The organism is Rhodococcus sp. B7740, assembly GCF_000954115.1.
GTDB lineage: Bacteria > Actinomycetota > Actinomycetes > Mycobacteriales > Mycobacteriaceae > Rhodococcoides.
Genome location: NZ_CP010797.1, coordinates 3,235,991 through 3,257,771 on the forward strand (window position 1 = coordinate 3,235,991; position 21,781 = coordinate 3,257,771).

Consider the following 21,781-nt stretch of genomic DNA (forward strand, 5'->3'; position numbering starts at 1 on the left):
CCGATGGAGTCCGAAACTGCAGACCGGTCAGCGTCGCGGAAAGTCGAAGTCCGGCAGCGGAAAATCGAACGTCCGAGTGGACCGTGTGGTGGTCGGCGGACGCGTCGTCGTCGTGGCCCGGGTCGTCGTGGCGGGGCTCGTCGTGGCGGGGCTCGTCGTGGTCGGACGAGTCGTGGTGGCAGGCGGGACAGCCGTCGGTACAACGGTCGACCGATCGGGGGTGAGCGTGTCGGGTGCCGTCGTCTGCTGGATGTCGGACGGGGCACTGGTCGTGGCCACGGTGCGCCGCGCTGCGGTGGTGCTCGCCGCGTCGGAAGTGGTCGGCGCTGGGGCCGAGGGCGACGTTGCCGACGGGTCGACCGGAGGCGAGGTCTGCGCCGTCGTGGTCGCGGGCGGCAACGACGACCCGGTGGGGTCGGCGGGTGATCCGTCTGCGGCAGGCACCACGGACTGCGACCGAGCGGTCGGTGAGGCGTCCTGCGAACTGTTCACCGACGGAGACGGCTCGTCGCCGCTGGTGCGTGCGGCCGCAGTGACCACGGTGCCGGCTGCACACACCGCCACGATCGCCGCGAGTGCGCCCCCGAGATGCCGAGACTTGTTGACCCTGGTCATCCGCTTCGAGGAGGTGTCGCTGTGCCGTGGGCGCTTGGAGACCACCGGGGCGACCGCACCCACCTCCACGTCTGCGGAGTCCCGATCCACGGCAGCGAACCGATCGGTGAGCACCTCGGGCGGTGCCGGGGTGGGCCGCCGACCCACCGTCCGAGCGATCCCGGCAGCGCCGTGCGCCGCCAGCAGTTCCGGCTGCTCGGGCACGTAGACCGGCATCGACACCGCGTCGAACAGGACCTGCCGAATTATCTGCATGTTGGCACCACCACCGACAGCGACGATGGCGTCGACGTGGATGCCCTGTGCACCGACCTCGTCGAGCACGTCCACGGCCATCGAGACGGCTCGGCGCACCGCGTCGCCGATGAGCTCGTCGAGATTGCCACGCCACAGCGATGCACGTCCGCCGACGAACGGTCCGATGATCGACACGCTGCGAAGCAGTGCCAGTTCGTGTTTCCCGGCGCGGACGTCGTGAACGAGCCGCCGCCGAGCCTCGACCGTCAGCGCCTCGGCCGCACCGAACGTCGCGATGAGGTGATCGCACAGCACCCGATCGCAGTCGTCACCACCGAGGGCGTCCGTACGACGCGACGCGAGGACATCACCGCTGTCGACGTCCACCACCGATACCGAGGTACCGGATGCACCGACATCGAACAGAGCGACGCAGCGCTCACCGGCGAGCACCCGCGTCTGACGCAGCGCACCCAACTGGGCACCGAGTTCCGAGACGAGCACAACGCCATCGGAGAAGTCCTGGTCGTAGGCCGTCTTGGGGTCGCTTTCGCGCAGTGCGAGCACCGGATGGAAATCCGCGGACGCATACTCGGTCGCCAGATTGTGAACCGACGTGATGACGGCATCCCACGGATCGGGAGCGAGGCCGTTGGGTGCCGGCCGGGATGCGACGGGCTCGTGTACTTCAAGGACAGCACCGGAGCGAGCGTTGTCGCTGATCACGCTGCGCAGACCACTCGACCCCAACGAACCGCCGAGTACGGACACATCGGGAACCGCGGACACTAGAAACCTCGCTCTGGTAGGCCCCAACCCACGTCGAGTTACCAGAGTACCGCTACAACCGGACATTCACCACGTTTCGCGGTGAGAAACAGACCTCGGGATCGTTTACTCGACGCTCGAGCGAACGAAGTTCAGGTAGGCCTTCGACGGTGTCGGCCCACGCTGGCCCTGATACTTCGACCCCACCGCGGCGCTGCCGTACGGATTCTCGGACGGCGAAGACAGCCGGAAGAGACACAGCTGCCCGATCTTCATGCCCGGCCACAACGTGATCGGCAGGTTTGCGACGTTGGACAACTCCAGCGTGATGTGGCCACTGAAGCCCGGATCGATGAAGCCTGCGGTCGAGTGTGTGAGCAGACCCAGCCGCCCGAGCGAACTCTTCCCCTCGAGCCGACCGGCCAAGTAGTCCGGCAGCGTCGTCAATTCCAGCGTGGAGCCGAGAACGAACTCCCCCGGATGAAGAACGAACGGCTCACCTGCGGCAGGTTCGACCAGCGTCGTCAATTCGTCCTGCTGTAGCGACGGGTCGATGTGGGTATAGCGGGTGTTGTTGAACACCCGGAAAAGCTTGTCGAGCCGCACATCGACACTCGACGGCTGAACCATCGACGGGTCGAACGGTTCGATCGCGAGGTTTCCCAAGGTCACTTCGGCACGGATGTCACGGTCGGAGAGCAGCACCTCTGCAGGCTACTGGTCCTGGGCGGTCCCTCGCGACACACCCGAACCCCGATCACGTTACGTAGCTCCACAAAGGAAAAGCCGGACAATCGAGCGGCACGACCATTCACATTCGGGCAACTCCTATCAGGAAGAGTGAAATGACAATTCCGTTCGACGTCCCCTCGTACTGGGACGACAGATCACAATGCCTCGTTCTGGCCACCACTCCCGCCGAGAATCCGACCTTGTGGGAACAATTCCTGGACGGCGCAGAGGAAAGCTATATGCGACACGGTGTGACCACCGCACTCGAAATGTCGACCATTCGCGACGGCAGCACCACCTCACTGTTCTTCGCCGCACTCGACCGAACCGGGCAAATAGTCGGTGGAGTACGAGTGCAAGGACCGTATTCCTCGGTCGATCAATCTCACGCACTGATCGAATTCGCCGAGTACCCCGACGGGCTCCGGCGCGTGCACACCATGCTCGACGAACGCATCGGCCACGGAGTCGTCGAACTCAAATCTGCGTGGGTCGCTCAGGGCGCACCCCACGGCCGGGCCGTCACCGCGATGATCGCGGAATCACCCGCCTACAGCACCGCGCTTCTCGGCGCACGCTACGCGTTGGCCACCGCGGCATCCCACGTCCGCGCCGCATGGCTCGACACCGGAGCGGTCATCGCCACCCAGATCGCACCGATCCCCTACCCCGACGAGCGCTATCGAACCGAGGTGTTCTGGTGGGACAGAACCACACTCGCATTCAACGCCGATCTGGCCACCTGGCGCCGGATGCGGCAGAACACCGTCACCCTGCTCGCGCACCGCCGCGCAGCCGCCGAACTCCCGGAAGCAGTCGCATCATGAACGATCAACACCTACCCGGCCACCATTGGAAGCCTGTGATATTCGACGAGACCGACGCCACACAGCGCGCCGCTCTCGACGAACTCAGACGCGATCCGACCCTCACATTTCTGGACGAGAGGAAGACGCAGAGAAAAGGCCTCCTCTCACTTCTTCCCAGCCCTGAGCAGAGCCTTCTCGACGAAAACGACAGGTGGGTCTTCTTTCCATGGCGGAAAACCGTCGTCGCGGTACTCGGACCGAACTCGTTCCGACACCTGAGGCTCGACAGAAACCGAAACAAGATAACTCTCGCGGAACAGAATTCTTTAGGAGATCTCACGATAGGAATCATCGGGCTCAGCGTCGGACACGCCATTGCCCACACCCTCGCACTCGAAGGAATCTGCGGGACGCTTCGCCTCGCCGATTTCGACGAGGTCGAACTTTCCAACCTCAATAGAATTCCCGCGTCCATCCTCGATCTCGGCGTTAACAAAGCGGTCGTCGCTGCCCGACGCATTGCCGAAATCGACCCGTACCTACGCGTCGAAATCGCCGAGGACGGCATCACCGAGAGCACCATCGACGAGTTCTTCGACGGACTGGACCTCCTCGTCGAGGAATGCGACTCCCTCGATGTCAAAGTCCGGGCCCGCGAGGCGGCCCGGTCGCGACGCATCCCGGTACTGATGGAGACCTCCGACCGAGGGCTTCTCGACGTCGAACGCTTCGACCTCGAGCCCGAACGCCCGGTGTTCCACGGCGTGCTCGGCGAGATCGACTCTGCGAGTCTGCGAGGGCTCGGCACGCGCGACAAGATCCCGATCGTTCTCGATCAGCTCGACGCCTCGCTGCTCTCGGCGCGCATGGCCGCTTCGATGGTGGAAGTGAGCGAAACCATCGAGACCTGGCCGCAACTGGGCGGCGACGTGCAACTCGGCGGTGCCACCATCGCCGCAGCCGTTCGACGCCTCGGCACCGGAGCGCACCTGCCGTCCGGACGAATCCGCATCGACCTCGACACCCATCTCGATGCGCTCGTACCCCCGAACCCGACGCGTCGGGTGCAGGAGCCCTCGGTCGATACCGCCGTCGACGCCCGACGGGCCTGCGTCGATCCCGACGCGCTCGTTCTCGAGGCTGCCCGTCGAGCGCCGTCCGGTGGAAACAGTCAGCCGTGGACCTTCACCCGCGACGGACGCACCGTGCGGATCGAGGTCGATCGTTCACGAACCTCGACGCTCGACATCGCCTTCCGCGGCAGTTGCGTCGCCGTCGGTGCAGCCGCCTTCAACGCCCGAGTGGTGGCCACCGCGCAGGGCAGGCTCGACCGCACCGACATCGGCGAGAACGGAGTCGAGATCACGCTGGGCGCGGGCGACCCGCAACCCATCACCGATCGACGCCTGCTCGACGGCGTTCTCGAGCGGTGCACCAACCGGGAGTTGGGCACCGGCGCGCCGTTGGACGCGGACATCGTCGCCGACATCGCCGCTGCAGCGGCCGCAGAAGGTGGACGGGCAGTGCTGCTGACGACACCCGAATCCATTGCCGCGGCCGCGGATGTCCTCGCCGCCGCGGATCGCATTCGGTACCTCACACCGCACCTGCATCGAGACATGTTCTCCGAGTTGCGTTGGCCGGGAGATCTCGATCCCGATCGGGGCATCGAGGTATCGACTCTGGGGATCGACGACGCAGACCTGTCCAAGCTGGAGATCGTCAAGCGGCCGGACGTCATGGAGCTCGTCCAAGTCTGGGACGCCGGCGCGGCACTGGGGACCGATATGCGGGATCGAGTGCTGTCGAGTTCGGCACTTGCCGTGGTCGTCGTACCCGGATCGACCGCGGAACATTACATCAGAGGAGGATGTGCAACAGAGAACGTATGGGTAACTGCGCATTTGCGTGGATTGGCGGTGCAACCGGTTTCCCCTGCGTTCCTCTACGCCCGAAGCGCGGAGGAGTATCGGCAACTGTCGACGCACCACGCAGAAGCACTGCAGCAGTTGAGTTTTCGGTTCCGCGCACTGCTTGAAATGGAAAGCACCGAATCCGTTGCACTGGTGTTGCGGCTCAGTTGCGCCCCGAAAACAGCCATACATAGTCGCAGACTTCCTGTTTCAGCGTCTGTATCGGGGTAGAGTTCCGGCGAAGACCAGGGGGAACAGTCCTGCACTGAGTCTACGAGAGGCGGGAGTAGGGCCCTGGAGCACAAACGGACGCTCGAGGTCCTCGTCACCGGCGTCGCGACCGAACTCATGGGAGTCGATGCGGCGACGGTGCGCGAGGCCTACGAATCCGTGCTGCGGCAACTCGTGGACTACCTCGGCATCGACTTCAGCTTCCTCCGACACAACGACTTCGAGGCCAGGGCCACCAGACTCACCGCGGAATGGCCACCGCGACTGAGCGTGCCCGATCCGGATCCACTGGCTGTGGTCTACTTCGACGACGCAGACTCGGTATTCCGCCTGGCCGAGACACTGACCGAACCGGCAGTGTTTCGGCCGGATCCGGAACAGGAGGACTACCGTCGACGCGTCGAGCAGGGGTCGGGATTCTCCGCGACCTCGATGGCCGTCGTGCCACTGCTGCACTCCGAACGCACCACCGGCATCCTCGGCTTCATCAAGATCGGTGACCGAAGCTGGTCCGAGGCAGAACTCAACGCGCTCAAAGCAATTGCGGCACTGCTCTCTCAACTGCAGGCACGGGTGATCGCCGAGGAGCAACTCCGATTCTCGGCACTGCACGACCCGCTGACCAAACTGCCGAACCGCACGGCTCTCGCACAACACCTCCGCGAACGACTCGACCCGTCCATGCCCGGTCCCGTCGCCGTGATGCACATCGATCTCGATCGACTCAAGGCACTGAACGACTTTCTGGGCCACCTGGCCGGAGACCACTACCTCGAGACCATCGCCGATCGACTGCAGAGCTTCGTCGGCAGGTCGGCCGGTCTCGTCGCACGCCTGGGCGGCGACGAGTTCCTGGTGGTACTGGCCGGGCCGTGCTCGGCCCGCGTCGCAATACACCACGCCGAGATGATCGCCGAAGCCGTGAACGCCCCCGTCACCCTCGGAGTCGAACGCATCAGCAGAAGCGCGAGCATCGGAATCGCCTTCGGCCAGCCCGGCAAGCACACCGCCGAGTCGCTTCTGCGGCAGGCAGATCAGGCCGCCCTGGTGGCCAAACGCGCAGGCGGCCACGACATCGCGCTGTTCACCGAAGAGATGCACGCCGACGCCGAACTCCGCAACGACGTCGAGATCCACCTGCGCGAAGCCATCGCGGGCGATTCGCTCACCCTGCACTTCCAACCCGAGGTGGACCTGGTGACCGGACGCATCACCGCGGTCGAAGCCTTGGTCCGATGGCAACACCCCACCCGCGGACTGCTCCCCCCGTCCGCATTCATTCCGGTCGCCGAGGAGACCAACCTCGCCGGTGAACTCGGTCGCTGGGTCCTCGACCACGCCTGCCGCACCCTCGCCGACTGGCAACACGAGATCCCCCACCTCGACATCGCGATGCGCGTCAACATCTCCCCCGTCCAACTCGTCACCAACGGATTCGTCGGTGCCGTCGCCAGAGCACTCACGGAATTCTCGATAGCCGGGCCCGACCTGTGCCTCGAGATCACCGAAGTGGCAGTGGTACAGGACCTTTCCCGCACCCGCGTGACACTGAGCGAACTCCACGAACTCGGCGTGCAAGTGGCGATAGACGACTTCGGCACCGGATACAGCTCCCTGTCACACCTCAAGGAACTCCCCGTCGACGCACTCAAGATCGATCGCGCCTTCGTCACCGACCTGGGCAACGAGAACACCGGCGACCTCGCGATCGTTCAGTCCATCATCGGACTCGCCCGCGCCTTCGGGCTGACCATCATCGCCGAAGGCGTCGAAACGCAGAGCGCCAGAAGAACCCTGATCGAACTGGGATGCACCCGCGCGCAGGGATACCTGTTCTCCAAACCGGTGCCGGCCGACGACGCACTCGAACTCCTCCACGGCGTGCGCATCGACATCTGACCAGCCTGATAACCTGACATCCGCACCACACGCCGGTGTAGTTCATTGGTAGAACGCGACCTTCCCAAGGTTGAGAGGCGGGTTCGATTCCCGTCACCGGCTCCACCGACCGCCCACCTCGGGCCGTCCTCCTGCAGGCTCCACTCCTGCCCATCCCGGTCGTTCCTGCAGGCTCCACTCCTGCCCATCCGATTTGCTCCCGTCTCGTCCGTATCGCTGAACTCACAGACGCTGCACAGTCACTGCGGTCACTCCTGAAACAAACCGACCACCGCTCAATATTGGTCGATACCCTTGCTACCGACCGGTAGCATGTGCGAATTCATTCATTGTATTCGCAAGAATTCCTGCATTTCCGAAGAAACTTCTTCCGCCTTCTTCGCCGTGCTAGAAATCAAATGTCGACATCTTTTCACCGACAAATGACCTGACAGGAATCCCCCTCATGCGATCACTTTCGACAATTGTCGCGGTCACCCTGACGACGATGGCCGTGGCCGTCTCGTCGGCGACCGCCGCCCCGTCACTGGCCACACCTCCGAGAACCCAAGGCGGAGCCGGAACCCTTCTGTGGGAGGATCAATTCAACGGATACGGTGGACCCGACCCCGCCAAATGGGGATTTCAGACCGGCCGCTGGGGCGCGAGTTCCGGTGAGCAGCAGTACTATACAGATTCCTGGAACAACGCCAACCAGTTCAACGGCTCACTGAACATCACCGCGCGTCGGGAGAACGCACCCGACCGCAAGCGGGCACCGTACAACTTCACCAGCGCCCGCGTGGTCAGCATGGGCAAGCAATCGGTGACGCCGCCGGTGCGCATCGAAGCATCGATCAAAATGCCGAGCGCCCAGGGTCTGCTGCCCGCATTCTGGACCCTCGGTCTCCAACCCGGTGGCGAATATTCATGGCCCAGCCAAGGGGAAGTGGACATCGTCGAAATTCCCGGGCTGTACGGGCCGTCATTCAATTTGCACGGCCCCTCCAAGTGGAACTCCAATCAAGATACGAAGACCGGCGGAAGTATGAATCCGGTCAACAACGGATTCCACACATACCGAATCGACTGGTTGCCCAACAGCATCACCTGGTTCGTCGACGGAGTCGCTCGGTTCTCCCTCACTCAGGCCCAGTACGAGGCGAAGGGCGGCAACTGGAAAGCGTTCTCGGGCTCGTGGCCGCACTACATCCTCTTCAACGTCGCCGTCGGCAACAACTGGGTCGGCAAGACACCGAACAGCACGCCGTACCCGCAGACGATGAGCGTCGACTGGCTACGCGTGAGTCGCCTCTGACCTGCAGAGCAGCACTTCCTGTCCGCACGGGGCCCAGCCACCACGGCTGGGCCCCGTGCGGTGTGCGCAATCGGCACGGTTTCGACGGCAGAACAATTCTTGTGACTTTTCTCAACGACGCCGTCTCGTCATAGGGACATTCCACAGTCTGGGGAATATCGTCTGTTCATGCGCGGGCCACGGCGGAGTCTGATCACCCTCGTCATCGCCGCTGCCGCCGCGCTGCTTGCGCCTTCCGCACACGCGGGGCCCGTGATGCCCATCGCCGCCGCCCCCGAGCAACCCGACCACGCCGATGCCATCCGCTACTCGGCATCGAACCGCGACGCCGCCCCGCCCGGAGCCAACGACATGAGCTGCACACCCACCGCAGCCCACCCGAATCCTGTCGTCCTGGTGCACGGCACCGATGCCACCGCGTACGCCGACTGGGCAGGCTTCGCGCCGATCCTGAAAGCAGCAGGCTTCTGTGTCTTCGCCATCAACTACGGCACGTCGCCGGACGGCAGGTCCAACGGGTACGGCGTCATCGAAGACAGTGCAGCGCAACTGAAGGCGATGACGTCGTCGATACTTCAGGCAACCGGTGCCGCCGCAGTCGACGTGGTCGGCTACTCCCAGGGTGCCGCGGTGGCTCGATACTTCGTCAACAGACTGGGCGGCGCCTACGTCGTCGATCGATGGGTGGGGATCGCATCACCGACGTACGGCGGCACCATGTACGGAGTAGCGCCCGTCGTGCAGGCGGTGCCGGGTGCAACCGGTGTTCTGGCAAGCGAATTCGGTCCCGGTCTCGCCCAACTGATGGCCGGATCCGACTTTCTCGATCGGCTCAACGCAGGCGGCGACACCGTGCCCGGGGTGGAGTACACCTCCATCGCAACACGGGTCGACGAGGTGATTCAGCCGTACACCAATGCGCTGCTTCGAGATCCGGGAGCGCACAACATCGTGGTGCAGGACGTGTGCCCCGATACCGAGGTAGCGCACTTCACGTTCACCTACGATCCCACGGCGCTGCGGCTGGCGCTCAACGCCCTCGACCCGGCGAACGCGCGTCCCCCGACCTGCGTACCGGTGCCGCTGGGAGCCGGAATCCTCGACGTCGTCCTCGCCAGCCACTGATCCTCAGGTCAGGAGCTGATACGCCCTGAGCCCGACGTACAGTTCGGCGGCCTGGATCGGATCACGGAAGTCGCGACCGGTGAGCTCGGCGATTCGACGTAGCCGATACAACACCGTGTTCCGGTGGTAGTGCAGCGATTCGGCGGCATCGCGGGTGGAACCGCCGCAGGAGAACCAGGCGTCGAGAGTATCGAGCAGGCTCTGCCGTTCGGCTCGCGGCAACGCCAGCAGATCGCCGAGTATCTGACGGGAGGCGATCCGGCCCGATTTCGGATCGCGGACCAGCAGTAGCGGCACCGGCACCGAGTCGTAGCGCACCGGTGCGGGCGGTGATGCCTCGCTCGAGGTGCACGACCGCGCCAGCCGGGCCTGGCCTACGGCGTCACCGATACCCGACGGCGACCGGAACACCGAGCTCACCCCGACCCGCCCCGGACACAGCTCGCTCAGCGTGACCACAGCGGAGTCGATCTCCGATTCCGTTGCGGCACAGATGAGCCCGACGGTACCGTCCACCTCGGCGTCCCACACCGATTCGGCACCCGCGGTACGGAGGCGGGCGATCAATCCGTCGATCCCCATCGCTGCGGTCAACGGCTCCTGCGACACCACCGCGAAGTAGCCGTGGTCGGGAATGCGGAACGTTCGCAACGCGTCCGCCGCCGCAGTCGGATTCGCGCCGTGATCGGCGAAGAGCACACGGATGAGGCGTCCACGAGCTTCGGCGCTTTCGCGCGCACGCATGTCGGCGCTCTCTCGATAGGCTTCCGCTGCCTCGTCGGAGTACACGTCGACCAACGCCCAGACCTGAGCGGCCATGTCCAGCAGCGCATGACTCGCCCGGCCGTCCGAGCGTTCCATCAACTCGTCCCAGACCAACCTGCCGCCCAGCCGAAAGGCGTGCAGCAGGGCAGCCAGCGGTACCCCCTGCTCGGCCTTGAGCCGGCCCGCGTCCCGCGCCGACTCGAGCCGCATGGGAGCACGACCGGACAGCTTGCCCAACATCGAGGCCAGATTGCTCCGCGACGCCTCGTAGAGCTGCTCGGTGGTGAGCAGCGTCGATTCGAGGTAGGCGTGCTCGGCCCCCAGGATGCGTCGCACCAGCTCGGTCGCGAGATCGTCGACGCCGTCGAGCATCGTCGCGGCCAGATCGGTCGGTGACGGATGCACATCGAACTCGGTCGCGGTCATGACCGAACTCTAGCCGTACCCGTGTAAGCCACGCCACAGCGAAATTGTGCGGTGGCACAAACTGTCGCATCCGATTGAGGCCCCCGGCCCATAGCGTCCCGCGCCCGAGTGCGACCACAATCACAGTGAAGCCGTGTACCCGAACGACGAGTGGAGCCGAGAAGTTGACCAGCGACGTCACCCCACACCTGCAATCCGTACCGACGACGGGACCCACCGAGGCAGTCGACTCCGCACTCGCCGATCTGTCCGCGGGAGAGAAGAACTGGGAACGCCTCACCCTGGCCGAACGCCGAGCGCTCCTCGAACGTGTGCATGCGCTGACCACAGCTCACGCGCAGGAGTGGGTAACGGCGGCAACGTCGATCAAGGGACTCGACGCCTCGTCCAGCCTCGTCGGAGAGGAATGGCTGTCGGGTCCGTACTCGTTCCTCAACGGACTCGGCACCGTGGCGCACACACTCGCGGCGCTCGAAGCAGGCACCAGCCCACTGGCCGGTGCGAAGTTCGGAACGGCACCCGGTGGGCGCACGACGGTGTCGGTGCTGCCCCTCAACATCTTCGAGCGACTCCTGCTCAACGGGTTCAGCGCCGAGGTGTGGCTGAAGCCCGGAATCGACCGTGCAACCGCACAGCGGACCGCGGGTCTCGCCCAGCTCGACCCCACCCGCACCGCAGGCATCGGAGTGGTTCTCGGCGCAGGCAACATCACCTCGATCGCGCCGCTGGACGCGTTGTACGAACTGATCGCGTTCAACCGGGTCGTCGCACTCAAGCTCAACCCCATCATGGATCCGCTGCTGCCCGTGTTCGAGAAGATCCTCGCCCCGCTCGTCGACATCGGCGCACTGCGTCTGCTCACCGGAGGAGCCGACGTGGGCACCTACCTGGTCCAGCACTCGTCCGTCGACCACGTCCACATGACCGGCAGCGCCATCACGCACGACGCAATCGTCTTCGGTCCCGGCCCGGACGGAGCTGCGCGCAAGGCGGCCAACGACCCGATCCTCACCAAGGAGATCTCCAGCGAACTCGGCGGAGTCTCGCCCACCATCGTTCTGCCCGGTGAGTGGAGCCGAGCCGACATCGAGTTCCAGGCCGAACACATCGCCACCCAACGCCTGCACAACAGTGGATACAACTGTGTCGCTTCGCAGGTCGTCGTACTATCCTCGGAATGGAAGCAGCGCGACCAATTCGTCGCCGCCCTTCGCGCCGCCCTCGACCGCGCTCCGGCACGAACGCCCTACTACCCCGGCAGCGACAAGCGAGTGTCCGACGCCACCGCCACCTACCCGTCCGCCGAACGCCTCGGTGAACGCGGCGGCCGCGTGCTCATCACCGATCTGAACCCCGGCGAATACGCACCGCTGCTGCAGACCGAGTACTTCGCACCGGTCATGGGGATCATCGAATTGCCCTACAGCGGAGCAGCATTCGCCGCCAAGGCGGTACAGGCCGCAAACGAGGAATTCACCGGAACACTCGGCATCAACATCATCGGCACCCCCGGCACCATCAAGGGACTCGGGGAGAAGTTCGACACCATGCTCGCCGACCTCCGGTACGGCACCATCGCCGTCAACGCCTGGACGGCCATCGGATTCCTCACCGCAGCGGCCACCTGGGGCGCATTCCCCGGCCACACCGTCGACGACGTGCAGAGCGGAATCGGCGTCGTGCACAACGCATTACTGATCGACGGGGCCGAGCGAACAGTGGTGCGCGGGCCCTTCCGGCCACTGCCGCGCTCGCTGGTCAACGGCGAACTCTCCATCTCGCCGAAGCCACCGTGGTTCGTCACCAACAAGACCGCAGCATCGACCGGCAAGCTGCTCACCGCATTCGCGGGCGCACCGTCCTGGTCCAAGCTGCCGGCAATTTTCGCCTCCGCCCTGCGCGGGTAGAACCCAGCGTCGACGACGATCGAAGGACAATCATGAGCTCTCAGCGCACGACGGCCGACTACATCGTGGTGGGCGCAGGTTCGGCAGGCGCGGTGGTGGCCAATCGCCTCAGCGCAGACCCACGCAACGAGGTGATCCTGCTCGAGGCCGGCCCCGAGGACAAGAACAAGTTCGCCCACATTCCCGCTGCATTCTCCAAACTCTTTCGCAGCGAGGTCGATTGGGACTACCTCACCGAACCGCAACCGGAACTGCGCGATCGCAGCATCTACTGGCCGCGCGGCAAGATGCTCGGTGGCTCGTCGTCCATGAATGCCATGATGTGGGTGCGCGGATTCGCCGCAGACTACGACGACTGGGCGGCAGTCTCCGACGACTCCTGGTCGTTCCGCAACCTCGTCGGCTACTTCCGCAAGATCGAGAACATCGAGGGCACAACCGAACTCGACTCCGGTACGGACGGCCCGCTCGTCGTTTCGCACCAGCGCAGTCCCCGTGCCCTGACGTCGTCCTTCCTCGACGCCGTCGAGGAGGCCGGCTATCCGGTCGAGACGGCCAACCTGCCCGAACCCAGGGGCTTCAGCCGCACGATGGTCAACCAGAAGCGCGGCGCACGGTGGAGCACCGCCGATGCGTACCTACGACCGGCGAAGAAGCGCAAGAACCTCACCATCCTCACCGATGCGCAGGCCACTCGCGTCCTCTTCGAGGGCAGTGCCGCGGTGGGCGTCGAATACACCTCGGGCGGCGCAGTACACACCGTTCGTGCACGCAGAGAAGTCGTGCTGTCCGGCGGAGCGATCAACACCCCGCAACTGCTGATGCTCTCGGGCATCGGCGACCAGGAACAGCTGAAGTCGCACGGCATCGCCGTCCGGCATCACTCACCCGGAGTCGGACAGAACCTGATCGACCATCTGGCCGCACTCATCGGCTGGAAGACCGAAACCGACTCGCTCTTCCACGCCGAGAAGATCCCGGAGTTGGTCAACTACCTCGCACGCCGACGCGGCATGCTGACTTCCAACGTCGCCGAGGCCTACGGTTTCGTCAAGAGCCGCGAGGACCTCGCCCTGCCCGATCTCGAAGTCATCTTCGGCCCGGCACCCTTCTTCGACGAGGGACTCATCGCGCAGGACTCCCATGCCGCCGTCATCGGAACGGTGCTCCTCAAACCGGAGAGCCGCGGCGAGATCACCCTCCGGTCGTCCGACCCGACGGCCAAGCCCATCGTCGAACCGCACTACCTGGGCGATCCGGAGGGCCTCGACCGCCGGGCGATGATCGAAGGCCTTCGGGCATGCATCGCGATCTCCGAAACACCCGCTCTGAAGGGACTGCTCGGCGACGTCGTACGCCCCAGGGTGGCGTCGAACATCTCCCCGGCGGACCTGCTCACCGAGGCTCTCGAGCAGAATGCGCACACGCTGTATCACCCCGTGGGCACTGCCCGTATGGGCAACGACGCCGACAGTGTCGTCGATGCCGAGTTGCGGGTACGGGGCGTCGACCGCCTTCGCGTCGCCGACGCGTCGATCATGCCGAGCATCATCCGCGGACACACGCACGCACCGTCGGTGGTGATCGGCGAACGAGCAGCGGACCTGATCCTTCGTTGATCCGCGAGTGAACCTTCGGAAAATTTCCGGTTTGGCAGTCCGGTTTGTCGGGTAACAGGTGGACACGCTCCCTTGCAGGGGATCGAGATGGAACCCATCCGCTCGGCAAGCAGCGCCGAATGACCCACAACGCTCGAGAGACGAGCACGGAAGGTTGACCGACATGTTCACTGTTCGTAAAGCTTTGGCCGCCACCGCAATCGGTGCACTCACCATCGTCCCGCTTGCCGCATGCTCCAGCGAGGAAGCGTCCGACACCGTCGACGCAGCCACCTCTTCGGCAGCAGAAGCAGTGGAGAGCACCCCCGAGCCCGCAGCCGAGGTCGACAACCTCACCGGTGTCGACACCGCAGTTGCGCTCGATCCCGGCTTCACCGGAGCACTGACCACCCTGGGCCTCACGCCCGGTGTCGTCGGAACCGCCACTCTCGCAGACGGATCCATCCGCTTCCCGATCACCGGCGGAGACGTCAAGTACTGGGAGCCCGGCACCGTCGATCCCTACGTCCAGGGCGAGATCAACCACGACGGCAGCGGCCTTTCGCTGACCGCAGGCGAGACCGTCGTCGAGCTCACCAACTTCGACATCGACCCGGGCACGTCGCTCCTCACCGGTGACGTCTTGGTCAACGGCGAAGAAGCAGCCGCAGACGCAGTGCTGTTCGATCTCGACGGCCGCACCCTGCAGCCGCTCGCTACCGGACCCGACAACACTGCAATCCTGCAGGGCACCCAGGTGAAGATCTCGGAGACCGCTGCCGGACTGCTCAACAGCACCTTCAACACCGATGCTGTGACCCCGGGACTGCTCGTGGGCGTTGCGACCATCACCATCAACACCGCTGCATAACAGTTTCCTGACCCCGTGCGCGAGGCGTCACCGTCGACGACGGTGGCTCTCGCGCACGGGTGTTTGCATCGCAGGACCAGGAGCCGACCGATGAGAGCGTTCACGAAGATCTACGGCGGGCACCCGCTGCATGCGGTCGGTCTGCTGCTCTCGTTCACCCTCGTCGGCTACGTCGTCACACTCGCAGGGCCGCAGACTCTGTGGAACAGCGACGTGTGGTGGAAATCCGTTCTCGTGTGGTTCTTCGGATCGGTACTGCTGCACGACGCAGTACTGTTCCCGCTCTACTCACTGGCCGATCGGCTCCTCACCAGCATTCCGAGCCGCCACTTGGCCGTGTCACCGGTGAACTACGTTCGCGTTCCCGCTCTCGGGACAGCACTGACGTTTCTGATGTTCTTCCCCGGGATACTCTCCCAGGGTGCGGAATCCTATCGGGCCGCAACCGGTTTGACCCAGGAACCCTTTCTCGGACGTTGGCTCGCGCTGACCGCGGTGTTGTTCACCGTGAGCGCCGCCGCCTACTTCATCCGATGGACTCTCGTACGGAGCCGAGCATGAGCGTCACCGCCGATACACTCTTCAACCGCGCAGCAGCCGGACTACCCTGCTGGATAGGCGATTCCGACGGCAGCAGGGAGCAACTTCCCACCGCGCGGTGGATGGGCGGCAGCGCCTCGTCAGCCGAGGATCGCCGCGCGGATCACGCCATGCTCAGCCGATGTACCGGCCCCACCATCGATCTCGGCTGCGGGCCGGGTCGACTCACCGAAGCACTTGCGCGACGCGGCGTCTCGGCACTCGGTGTCGACACATCCCGAACAGCAGTCGATCTGACCATCGAGCGCGGCGGCAACGCCGTTCTCCGCGACCTGTTCGAGCCATTGCCCGACACCGGCAACTGGTCGTGTGTCCTCCTCGCGGACGGCAACATCGGCATCGGGGGCGACCCGGTGCGTCTGCTCCGCCGGGCGGCCGACCTGCTCGCACCCCACGGAGCCGTCATCGCGGAAGTGGACGCGCCCAGCGACACAGGAATTCGTCACCGCACCGTTCGGTGGGAAACCGACACCATGGTCGGCGATTGGTTCGCCTGGTCGAGCGTCAGCGCCGACGCCACAGCGGACCTCGCCAATGCCGCCGGCCTTCGAGTGGTCGACGTGGCACCGATCGACGGGCGCTGGTTCGCTCAGATGACGCTGGCTCCGCTCACCAGTTCGTGAACAGCAGATGATTGATCGCCAATGCACCGATCACCTGCAGCGCCAACCAGAAGCGATGCGTCCTGATCGGCAACACAGCGGGCGCGATCAGCATCCACATCGCGAAGGGCAACCAGATTCTCTCGGTCTCGGCCTTGCTCAACTGACTCAGATCCGCCATCACCACCGCAGCGACACCGCCGATCACCAACAGATTGATCGGTTCGAGCCGGGTGAGAATCCGTGGGAACGCCGCGGGCACAGCAACACCCAGCGCACAGAACAGCGCCGCGAAATTCGCCCAACCCCAGTACTCGAACGGACGGTCCTTCGCGATGCCCTGGTAGTAGCGCTCCTGCACCAGCAAGTAGCCGTCGTACCACCAGAATCCGTACGCCGTGAAGATCCCCGCGACGATCAGTGCACCGATCAGCGCGCCCACCAACGGCAGAATCCTCCGCCCGGCAATCAACACCGCGACCGCAGGCAGGCCCATCAGCACCAGCCCGTAGTTGAGGTAGATACCGAAACCGAGCAGCACTCCAGCACCGATCGACGCCGGCCACAGGTACCGCTTCGTGGAGATCGCCAGCAACGCAACGCCCCACGCGGCAACACCGGCATAGAACGCATCCGCCGAGACGGCGATCCAGATCGCCGCCGGGGCGATCGCCACGAACGGTGCTGCACGCCGCGCGATGTTCTCGTCACCGAGCACCTTCAGTGTCAGCACCAGCGCGACGGCGGCACTCGTACCGACCAGCACGCACAGCGTCGCCGCCCAGGCTCCACCGCCGAGGCCGAGACGATCGAGCCACACGAAGGTGAGCAATGCGCCCGGTGGATGACCCGACACATGCGTCGTCCACGAATCGGCCTGGTAGTCCAGGATCCGCTCGGAGAACCCGCGGAGCGTGGCCGGAATGTCGGTGACACCGGGCACCTCGTGCAGGTACTCGTCCGTCGACGCCAGCCGGTCGACGAAGCCGCGCTTCCAACCGTCCACCATCGCCAGCGACATCGTCCAGGCCGCCGACGCACCCCACACGAGGAACAGCAGTCGCGTCCACGACAGTCGACGCGCCACCGTCGGCCCCCACAACACGGTGGCCACGGCGATCAGAACGGCGACGGGAGTCCCCCATCCCACGTGAATCTCACGGAAGCCGAACAGCGGTGCCGCGTCGGCGAAATCGCGCACCTGCTGCGGAGTTCTGTTGATGATGGGAGTGACGAGTTCGTTGCCCAGGTACGGAACGACGAACGCGACCACGACGAGCACGACGGCCAACGTGCCGGCGACGGCTTCTCTCCAGTAACGGATAGTCTTTTCTCCCTGCGGACTCGAGGCGACCACGACTTCGGACCAGCATATCGACCGACGGTGATGGAGGATGAGCAGATGAACAACGACGCGAAGGGACGGGCCGCGATAGCCGTCATCGGCGGCAGCGGCTTCTATTCGTTCTTCGCCGACGATGCCGAGGAGGTCGTGCTCGACACCCCCTACGGCGCTCCGAGCGCCCCGATCACGTTGGGTGAGGTCGAAGGTCGGCGAGTCGCGTTTCTGCCCAGACACGGCCGGAATCACGAGTACTCACCGCACACGCTGCCGTATCGCGCCAACATGTGGGCGCTGCGGATGCTCGGGGTGAGCCGAGTGTTCGCCCCCTGCGCGGTCGGATCCCTGGTGTCCGAATACGGTCCGGGGACAGTCGTGATCCCCGATCAACTCGTCGACCGAACCTCCGGGCGTGCGCAGACCTACTTCGACGAAGGCGGAATACACGTCGAATTCGCAGACCCCTACTGCCCCACGTTGAGGAAGTCCGCTGTCCAGGACTCGGCGATCGACGGCGGCGTCATGGTCGTCGTCGAAGGTCCTCGGTTCTCCACGCGCGCCGAGAGCCAATGGTTCGCCCGCCAGGGTTGGACGCTGGTGAACATGACCGGCCACCCCGAGGCGGTCCTGGCTCGCGAACTCGAACTCTGCTACGCGCCGATCGCATTGGTGACCGACCTCGACGCAGGCATCGAGTCCGGCCAGGGCGTCAAGGCAGTGGACGTGTTCGCCGAATTCCAGAAGAACATCGAGCCGCTCAAAGCACTGGTGCGCTCGGCCGTCCGCGACGCTCCCACCGGTGACTGCCCGACGTGCCGAGTGCACACCGGCCTCACGCTGCCGATCGAACTGCCATGACGCGGGTACTGCTCACCGGCGCAGCCGGATTCATCGGTGGCCACATTCTCGACGCCGCCCGCGATTCCGATCTCGAGATCGTCGCTGTCGACGCCATGCTGGAGTCGGCTCACGGCCCAGGAGCGCGAGCCGACGGGATCATCGATCTCGATGTGCGAGACAAAGACTCACTCGTCGACGTATTGCGCGGGGTGGACGTCGTGTGTCACCAGGCCGCAGTCGTCGGAGCGGGCGTCGATGCCGCAGATGCCCCGGCCTACGCCAGTCACAACGACTACGGGACGGCGGTTCTGCTCGCGGCAATGTACGAGGCGGGGTGTTCGCGCCTGGTTCTCGCGTCGTCGATGGTCGTCTACGGCGAAGGGCGGTATCTCAACTCGTCCGGTGAGACGGTGATTCCTCGGCCCCGCACCCGAGCCGACCTCGACGCGGGACTGTTCGACAATCGCGACCCGATATCGGGCGAGCCTCTCGATTGGCTTCTGGTCGAGGAGGATTCGACGCTCGAGCCCAGGAGTACCTACGCCGCGAGCAAGCTGGCACAGGAGAACTACGCCTCCGCATGGGCGGTCGCCACGGGCGGCTCGGTGATCGCACTGCGGTACCACAACGTGTACGGACCGCACATGCCGCGAAACACCCCGTACTCCGGTGTGGCGGCGATGTTCCGGTCTTCGCTCGAGCTCGGTCGGGCCCCGACGGTCTACGAGGACGGCAAGCAGGCCCGCGATTTCGTGCACGTGCACGACGTGGCGGCCGCGAACATCGCATCGATCGAGGCGGAGCTGGACGGCTTCACCGCCCTCAATGTCTGCTCGGGACAACCGATCACCATCGGTGAGGTCGCCACCATCCTCGCCGACGCACGCGGCGGGCCGACGCCCGAGATCACCGGACGCTACCGCGCGGGCGACGTACGGCACATCGTCGCCAGTTCCGCGCTGGCCGAACAGACCCTGGGATTCCGCGCGACGATCATGCCGAGGGACGGTCTCACCGCATTCGCCGACGCACCGCTGCGCGACGCCGAAGGCACGGGACCGCCCCGTGTCTGAACCGAAGTCCGTCACAGTCGTCATCCCCTGCATGAACGAGGCCGAATCGCTTCCGGCAGTGCTCGATTCGGTCCCGGCGGGCTACCTGACGATCGTGGTGGACAACAACTCGACCGACGCCACCGCCGCCGTCGCCGCTGCCCACGGAGCAACGGTGGTCTCCGAATCGGTGCCCGGTTACGGTGCAGCAGTTCATGCAGGCGTCGTCGCGGCCGACACCGACATCGTCTGCGTCCTCGACGGTGACGGTTCGATGGATCCACTCGACCTACCGACCCTCGTGGCGGCCCTGGATCACGCGGACCTCGCCGTCGGTCGCCGCCGACCGGACAGGGGAAGCTCGCCCCTGCACGCCAGGATCGGCAATGCCGTTCTCGCGCTTCGACTTCGCACCAAGTACAAGCTGCCAGTGCACGACCTGGGAGCGATCCGCGCAGTACGCCGTCAGGCACTGCTCGACCTGGACGTCACCGACCGACGCTCGGGCTACCCGCTGCAGTTGCTCGTACTGGCGGCCGAAGCCGGCTGGACCGTCGTCGAACACGACGTGGTCTACCGGCCACGGACAGCAGGAACGTCCAAGGTCTCCGGCTCGGTGAAGGGGACGATCGTCGCCGTGCGAGATTTCTGGAAGGTGCTCTCGTGACCGTCACCGCTCTCGTCGTCGCCAAAGCCCCCGTTCCCGGGCTGGCCAAGACACGCCTCGCCGCCACGATCGGCGACGAAGCTGCCGCCGAGCTGGCCGCAGCCTCGCTGCTGGACACCCTCGACGCCGTCGCGGCCGCCGACGTCGACCGCCGTGTCGTGGCCCTCACCGGCTCCCTCGCCGACGCGGCCCGCGCGGACGAACTCACCCGTGCTCTGGCGTCGTTCGCCGTGATTGCGCAGCGCGGCGACGGGTTGGGCGAACGACTGGCGAATGCACACGCCGACGCAGCCACCTCCGGTGCCGTACTGCAGATCGGTATGGACACCCCCCAGGTCACGGCGCGACTGCTCTCCGACGCGGCGGCGCGACTGGGCAGCAGTGACGTCCTGGGCTCGGCCGAGGACGGTGGCTGGTGGGCGCTGGGCCTGCGTGACCCCGACCTGGCACGGTCCCTGCTCGACGTGCCCATGTCTGCGCCCTCGACGGGCACCGACACTCTCGATGCTCTGACCGCCGCAGGAGCGTCGATCACGATGCTCCCCGAATTGCGCGATGTCGACTTCGAGTCCGATCTCGACCCGGTGGCACAATTGTGCGCACCGAACAGCAGATTCCGTATTGCTGTCATGGCAATGGGTAATTGATCGGGTCTCGATCCGTTCCGAGAGGTCTGTTTCCACCCGAACTAGGCCGGTTTCACGAAATCTCCACATCCGTTGTGGAACAGCGCGTTCGATCTGCCCGAATTGCCGGACCGTAAACAACCAATATCGAATCGCAACAAATCCGAACCACCGTTTCACGGCGATTTCACAGACACAGGTGCTAGAAAGTGTGACATGACCGGGTTGTTGATAGGCGTAGCCGTATGGATGGTGATCGCGACAGTCGTCGCGACCGTCCTCGGCCGCGTCGCGCGCCGGGGTGACTCCGAAGAATTGGGGTCCACCATCGAATGGGACGTCGACGCTCTCGATCACGAAGTTCACCACGAGAACTGACGGTCAGTCGACCCGTTCGACGATCTCCGTCAGAATACGGGCCGCCGCGGCCAGTGTCGCCCGCTGCTGCGGCGTCAACTCGTCCAGTTGCTCTGCGAGCGCGATCTCCCTAGCTGCGACCTCCTGACGCGCAGTCGCAGTCCCGGCATCGGTCAACCGCAGAACCACCTGCCTGCCGTCCGTCGGATGGGGCTCCCGGCAGATCAGCCCCGACTCGACCAAGGCGTGCGACGACCTGGACACCGACGGTGGCTTGATCCGCTCCCGCGCCGCCAACTCGCCCGTCGTCATCGGTCCCTCACGGAGCAACGTCGTCAGAATCGACAGGTGAGCGACGGGCAATCTGTCGCTGGAATGGCGCAGCCGGAGTCTCCGATTCAGCCGCATCGCGCTGACGGACAAATCCCTCGCCAGCCGGGAATCGGGCAGATCACTCACGCTGTCCAGATTACGACACCCAGGTGCAATCGCCCGATTTCCC

20 protein-coding genes and 1 tRNA gene are annotated in these 21,781 nt (G+C 65.1%); 16 read left to right on the plus strand and 5 right to left on the minus strand.

Annotated features, from left to right (window positions below; translation table 11 throughout):
• Positions 1 to 27 precede the first annotated feature (27 nt).
• Together NY08_RS14990 and dcd are read right to left on the minus strand one after the other, a co-directional pair.
• Entirely contained in the window at positions 28 to 1,641 is a 1,614-nt protein-coding gene (locus tag NY08_RS14990) for an Hsp70 family protein (RefSeq protein ID WP_045197226.1), read from the minus strand.
• Between the two features lie 105 nt (positions 1,642 to 1,746).
• Positions 1,747 to 2,325 carry a dCTP deaminase gene (dcd, locus tag NY08_RS14995; RefSeq protein WP_032396620.1) on the minus strand — a complete coding sequence of 193 codons (579 nt, stop codon included), beginning with the start codon at positions 2,323 to 2,325 and terminating at the stop codon, positions 1,747 to 1,749.
• 140 nt (positions 2,326 to 2,465) lie between these two features.
• Here dcd and NY08_RS15000 point away from each other — a divergent pair, with 140 nt between their 5' ends.
• From NY08_RS15000 to NY08_RS15025, 6 genes are all read left to right on the plus strand, one after another.
• Positions 2,466 to 3,179 (plus strand): hypothetical protein, encoded by a 714-nt coding sequence (locus NY08_RS15000; RefSeq protein ID WP_052049869.1) that lies wholly within the window; start codon positions 2,466 to 2,468, stop codon positions 3,177 to 3,179.
• Positions 3,176 to 5,305 (plus strand): Rv1355c family protein, encoded by a 2,130-nt coding sequence (locus NY08_RS15005; protein WP_045197228.1) that lies wholly within the window; start codon positions 3,176 to 3,178, stop codon positions 5,303 to 5,305. Before NY08_RS15000 ends, NY08_RS15005 begins: the two co-directional genes overlap by 4 nt.
• 117 nt (positions 5,306 to 5,422) lie before the next feature.
• A complete protein-coding gene (locus tag NY08_RS15010; RefSeq protein ID WP_052683829.1) occupies positions 5,423 to 7,204 on the plus strand; it encodes a putative bifunctional diguanylate cyclase/phosphodiesterase in 1,782 nt (593 codons plus the stop codon).
• Positions 7,205 to 7,235: 31 nt separating this feature from the next.
• Positions 7,236 to 7,309: transfer RNA gene (locus NY08_RS15015), tRNA-Gly, on the plus strand.
• Between the two features lie 340 nt (positions 7,310 to 7,649).
• On the plus strand, positions 7,650 to 8,501 hold the full coding sequence (locus NY08_RS15020; RefSeq protein ID WP_032396624.1) for a glycoside hydrolase family 16 protein: 852 nt from the start codon (positions 7,650 to 7,652) through the stop codon (positions 8,499 to 8,501).
• 168 nt (positions 8,502 to 8,669) lie between these two features.
• Positions 8,670 to 9,626, plus strand: a complete 957-nt coding sequence (locus tag NY08_RS15025; protein ID WP_045197232.1) for an esterase/lipase family protein — start codon at positions 8,670 to 8,672, stop codon at positions 9,624 to 9,626.
• Between the two features lie 3 nt (positions 9,627 to 9,629).
• On the opposite strand, the gene NY08_RS15030 is transcribed toward NY08_RS15025, so the two are convergent.
• Positions 9,630 to 10,817: a PucR family transcriptional regulator gene (locus NY08_RS15030; protein WP_045197234.1), complete on the minus strand. Its 1,188-nt coding sequence runs from the start codon at positions 10,815 to 10,817 to the stop codon at positions 9,630 to 9,632.
• Positions 10,818 to 11,005: 188 nt separating this feature from the next.
• On the opposite strand from NY08_RS15030, the gene NY08_RS15035 reads away from it, so the two are divergent.
• From NY08_RS15035 to NY08_RS15055, 5 genes are all read left to right on the plus strand, one after another.
• Positions 11,006 to 12,724: an aldehyde dehydrogenase family protein gene (locus NY08_RS15035; protein ID WP_045200508.1), complete on the plus strand. Its 1,719-nt coding sequence runs from the start codon at positions 11,006 to 11,008 to the stop codon at positions 12,722 to 12,724.
• A 32-nt stretch (positions 12,725 to 12,756) separates the two neighbouring features.
• Positions 12,757 to 14,343, plus strand: a complete 1,587-nt coding sequence (locus NY08_RS15040) for a GMC family oxidoreductase (RefSeq protein ID WP_032396627.1) — start codon at positions 12,757 to 12,759, stop codon at positions 14,341 to 14,343.
• A gap of 163 nt (positions 14,344 to 14,506) precedes the next feature.
• A complete protein-coding gene (locus NY08_RS15045; protein WP_045197236.1) occupies positions 14,507 to 15,193 on the plus strand; it encodes a hypothetical protein in 687 nt (228 codons plus the stop codon).
• A gap of 90 nt (positions 15,194 to 15,283) precedes the next feature.
• Complete coding sequence (locus NY08_RS15050) at positions 15,284 to 15,754, plus strand: hypothetical protein (protein ID WP_045197239.1); 471 nt, start codon at positions 15,284 to 15,286, stop codon at positions 15,752 to 15,754.
• A complete protein-coding gene (locus NY08_RS15055; protein ID WP_082073824.1) occupies positions 15,751 to 16,416 on the plus strand; it encodes a methyltransferase domain-containing protein in 666 nt (221 codons plus the stop codon). The genes NY08_RS15050 and NY08_RS15055 overlap by 4 nt, the downstream gene beginning before the upstream one ends.
• On the opposite strand, the gene NY08_RS15060 is transcribed toward NY08_RS15055, so the two are convergent.
• Positions 16,403 to 17,752 (minus strand): membrane protein, encoded by a 1,350-nt coding sequence (locus tag NY08_RS15060; RefSeq protein ID WP_032396630.1) that lies wholly within the window; start codon positions 17,750 to 17,752, stop codon positions 16,403 to 16,405. The genes NY08_RS15055 and NY08_RS15060 overlap by 14 nt on opposite strands.
• Before the next feature lie 45 nt (positions 17,753 to 17,797).
• Between NY08_RS15060 and NY08_RS15065 the strand changes: the two genes are divergently transcribed.
• From NY08_RS15065 to NY08_RS26280, 5 genes are all read left to right on the plus strand, one after another.
• Positions 17,798 to 18,595 (plus strand): S-methyl-5'-thioadenosine phosphorylase, encoded by a 798-nt coding sequence (locus NY08_RS15065; RefSeq protein ID WP_045200512.1) that lies wholly within the window; start codon positions 17,798 to 17,800, stop codon positions 18,593 to 18,595.
• Positions 18,592 to 19,650, plus strand: a complete 1,059-nt coding sequence (locus NY08_RS15070; protein ID WP_045197241.1) for an NAD-dependent epimerase/dehydratase family protein — start codon at positions 18,592 to 18,594, stop codon at positions 19,648 to 19,650. Before NY08_RS15065 ends, NY08_RS15070 begins: the two co-directional genes overlap by 4 nt.
• Complete coding sequence (locus NY08_RS15075; RefSeq protein WP_032396632.1) at positions 19,643 to 20,296, plus strand: glycosyltransferase; 654 nt, start codon at positions 19,643 to 19,645, stop codon at positions 20,294 to 20,296. Before NY08_RS15070 ends, NY08_RS15075 begins: the two co-directional genes overlap by 8 nt.
• The gene (locus tag NY08_RS15080; RefSeq protein ID WP_045197245.1) at positions 20,293 to 20,943 is read left to right on the plus strand and encodes a TIGR04282 family arsenosugar biosynthesis glycosyltransferase; all 651 of its coding nucleotides are present in this window, start codon (positions 20,293 to 20,295) and stop codon (positions 20,941 to 20,943) included. The genes NY08_RS15075 and NY08_RS15080 overlap by 4 nt, the downstream gene beginning before the upstream one ends.
• Positions 20,944 to 21,138: 195 nt before the next feature.
• A complete protein-coding gene (locus tag NY08_RS26280; protein ID WP_176459095.1) occupies positions 21,139 to 21,300 on the plus strand; it encodes a hypothetical protein in 162 nt (53 codons plus the stop codon).
• A gap of 3 nt (positions 21,301 to 21,303) precedes the next feature.
• Here the strand turns inward: NY08_RS26280 and NY08_RS15085 are convergent, their stop codons facing one another.
• Positions 21,304 to 21,738 carry a MarR family winged helix-turn-helix transcriptional regulator gene (locus tag NY08_RS15085; RefSeq protein WP_045197247.1) on the minus strand — a complete coding sequence of 145 codons (435 nt, stop codon included), beginning with the start codon at positions 21,736 to 21,738 and terminating at the stop codon, positions 21,304 to 21,306.
• Positions 21,739 to 21,781: the final 43 nt, after the last annotated feature.

Excerpts from the sequence above, each read along its gene's own strand:
- NY08_RS15000 (WP_052049869.1), top strand. The coding sequence starts at position 2,466 with ATGACAATTCCGTTCGACGTCCCCTCGTACTGGGACGACAGATCACAA.
- NY08_RS15005 (WP_045197228.1), top strand. The coding sequence starts at position 3,176 with ATGAACGATCAACACCTACCCGGCCACCATTGGAAGCCTGTGATATTC.
- NY08_RS15010 (WP_052683829.1), top strand. The coding sequence starts at position 5,423 with ATGGGAGTCGATGCGGCGACGGTGCGCGAGGCCTACGAATCCGTGCTG.
- NY08_RS15020 (WP_032396624.1), top strand. The coding sequence starts at position 7,650 with ATGCGATCACTTTCGACAATTGTCGCGGTCACCCTGACGACGATGGCC.
- NY08_RS15025 (WP_045197232.1), top strand. The coding sequence starts at position 8,670 with ATGCGCGGGCCACGGCGGAGTCTGATCACCCTCGTCATCGCCGCTGCC.
- NY08_RS15030 (WP_045197234.1), bottom strand. The coding sequence starts at position 10,817 with ATGACCGCGACCGAGTTCGATGTGCATCCGTCACCGACCGATCTGGCC.
- NY08_RS15040 (WP_032396627.1), top strand. The coding sequence starts at position 12,757 with ATGAGCTCTCAGCGCACGACGGCCGACTACATCGTGGTGGGCGCAGGT.
- NY08_RS15045 (WP_045197236.1), top strand. The coding sequence starts at position 14,507 with ATGTTCACTGTTCGTAAAGCTTTGGCCGCCACCGCAATCGGTGCACTC.
- NY08_RS15050 (WP_045197239.1), top strand. The coding sequence starts at position 15,284 with ATGAGAGCGTTCACGAAGATCTACGGCGGGCACCCGCTGCATGCGGTC.
- NY08_RS15055 (WP_082073824.1), top strand. The coding sequence starts at position 15,751 with ATGAGCGTCACCGCCGATACACTCTTCAACCGCGCAGCAGCCGGACTA.
- NY08_RS15065 (WP_045200512.1), top strand. The coding sequence starts at position 17,798 with ATGAACAACGACGCGAAGGGACGGGCCGCGATAGCCGTCATCGGCGGC.
- NY08_RS15070 (WP_045197241.1), top strand. The coding sequence starts at position 18,592 with ATGACGCGGGTACTGCTCACCGGCGCAGCCGGATTCATCGGTGGCCAC.
- NY08_RS26280 (WP_176459095.1), top strand. The coding sequence starts at position 21,139 with ATGACCGGGTTGTTGATAGGCGTAGCCGTATGGATGGTGATCGCGACA.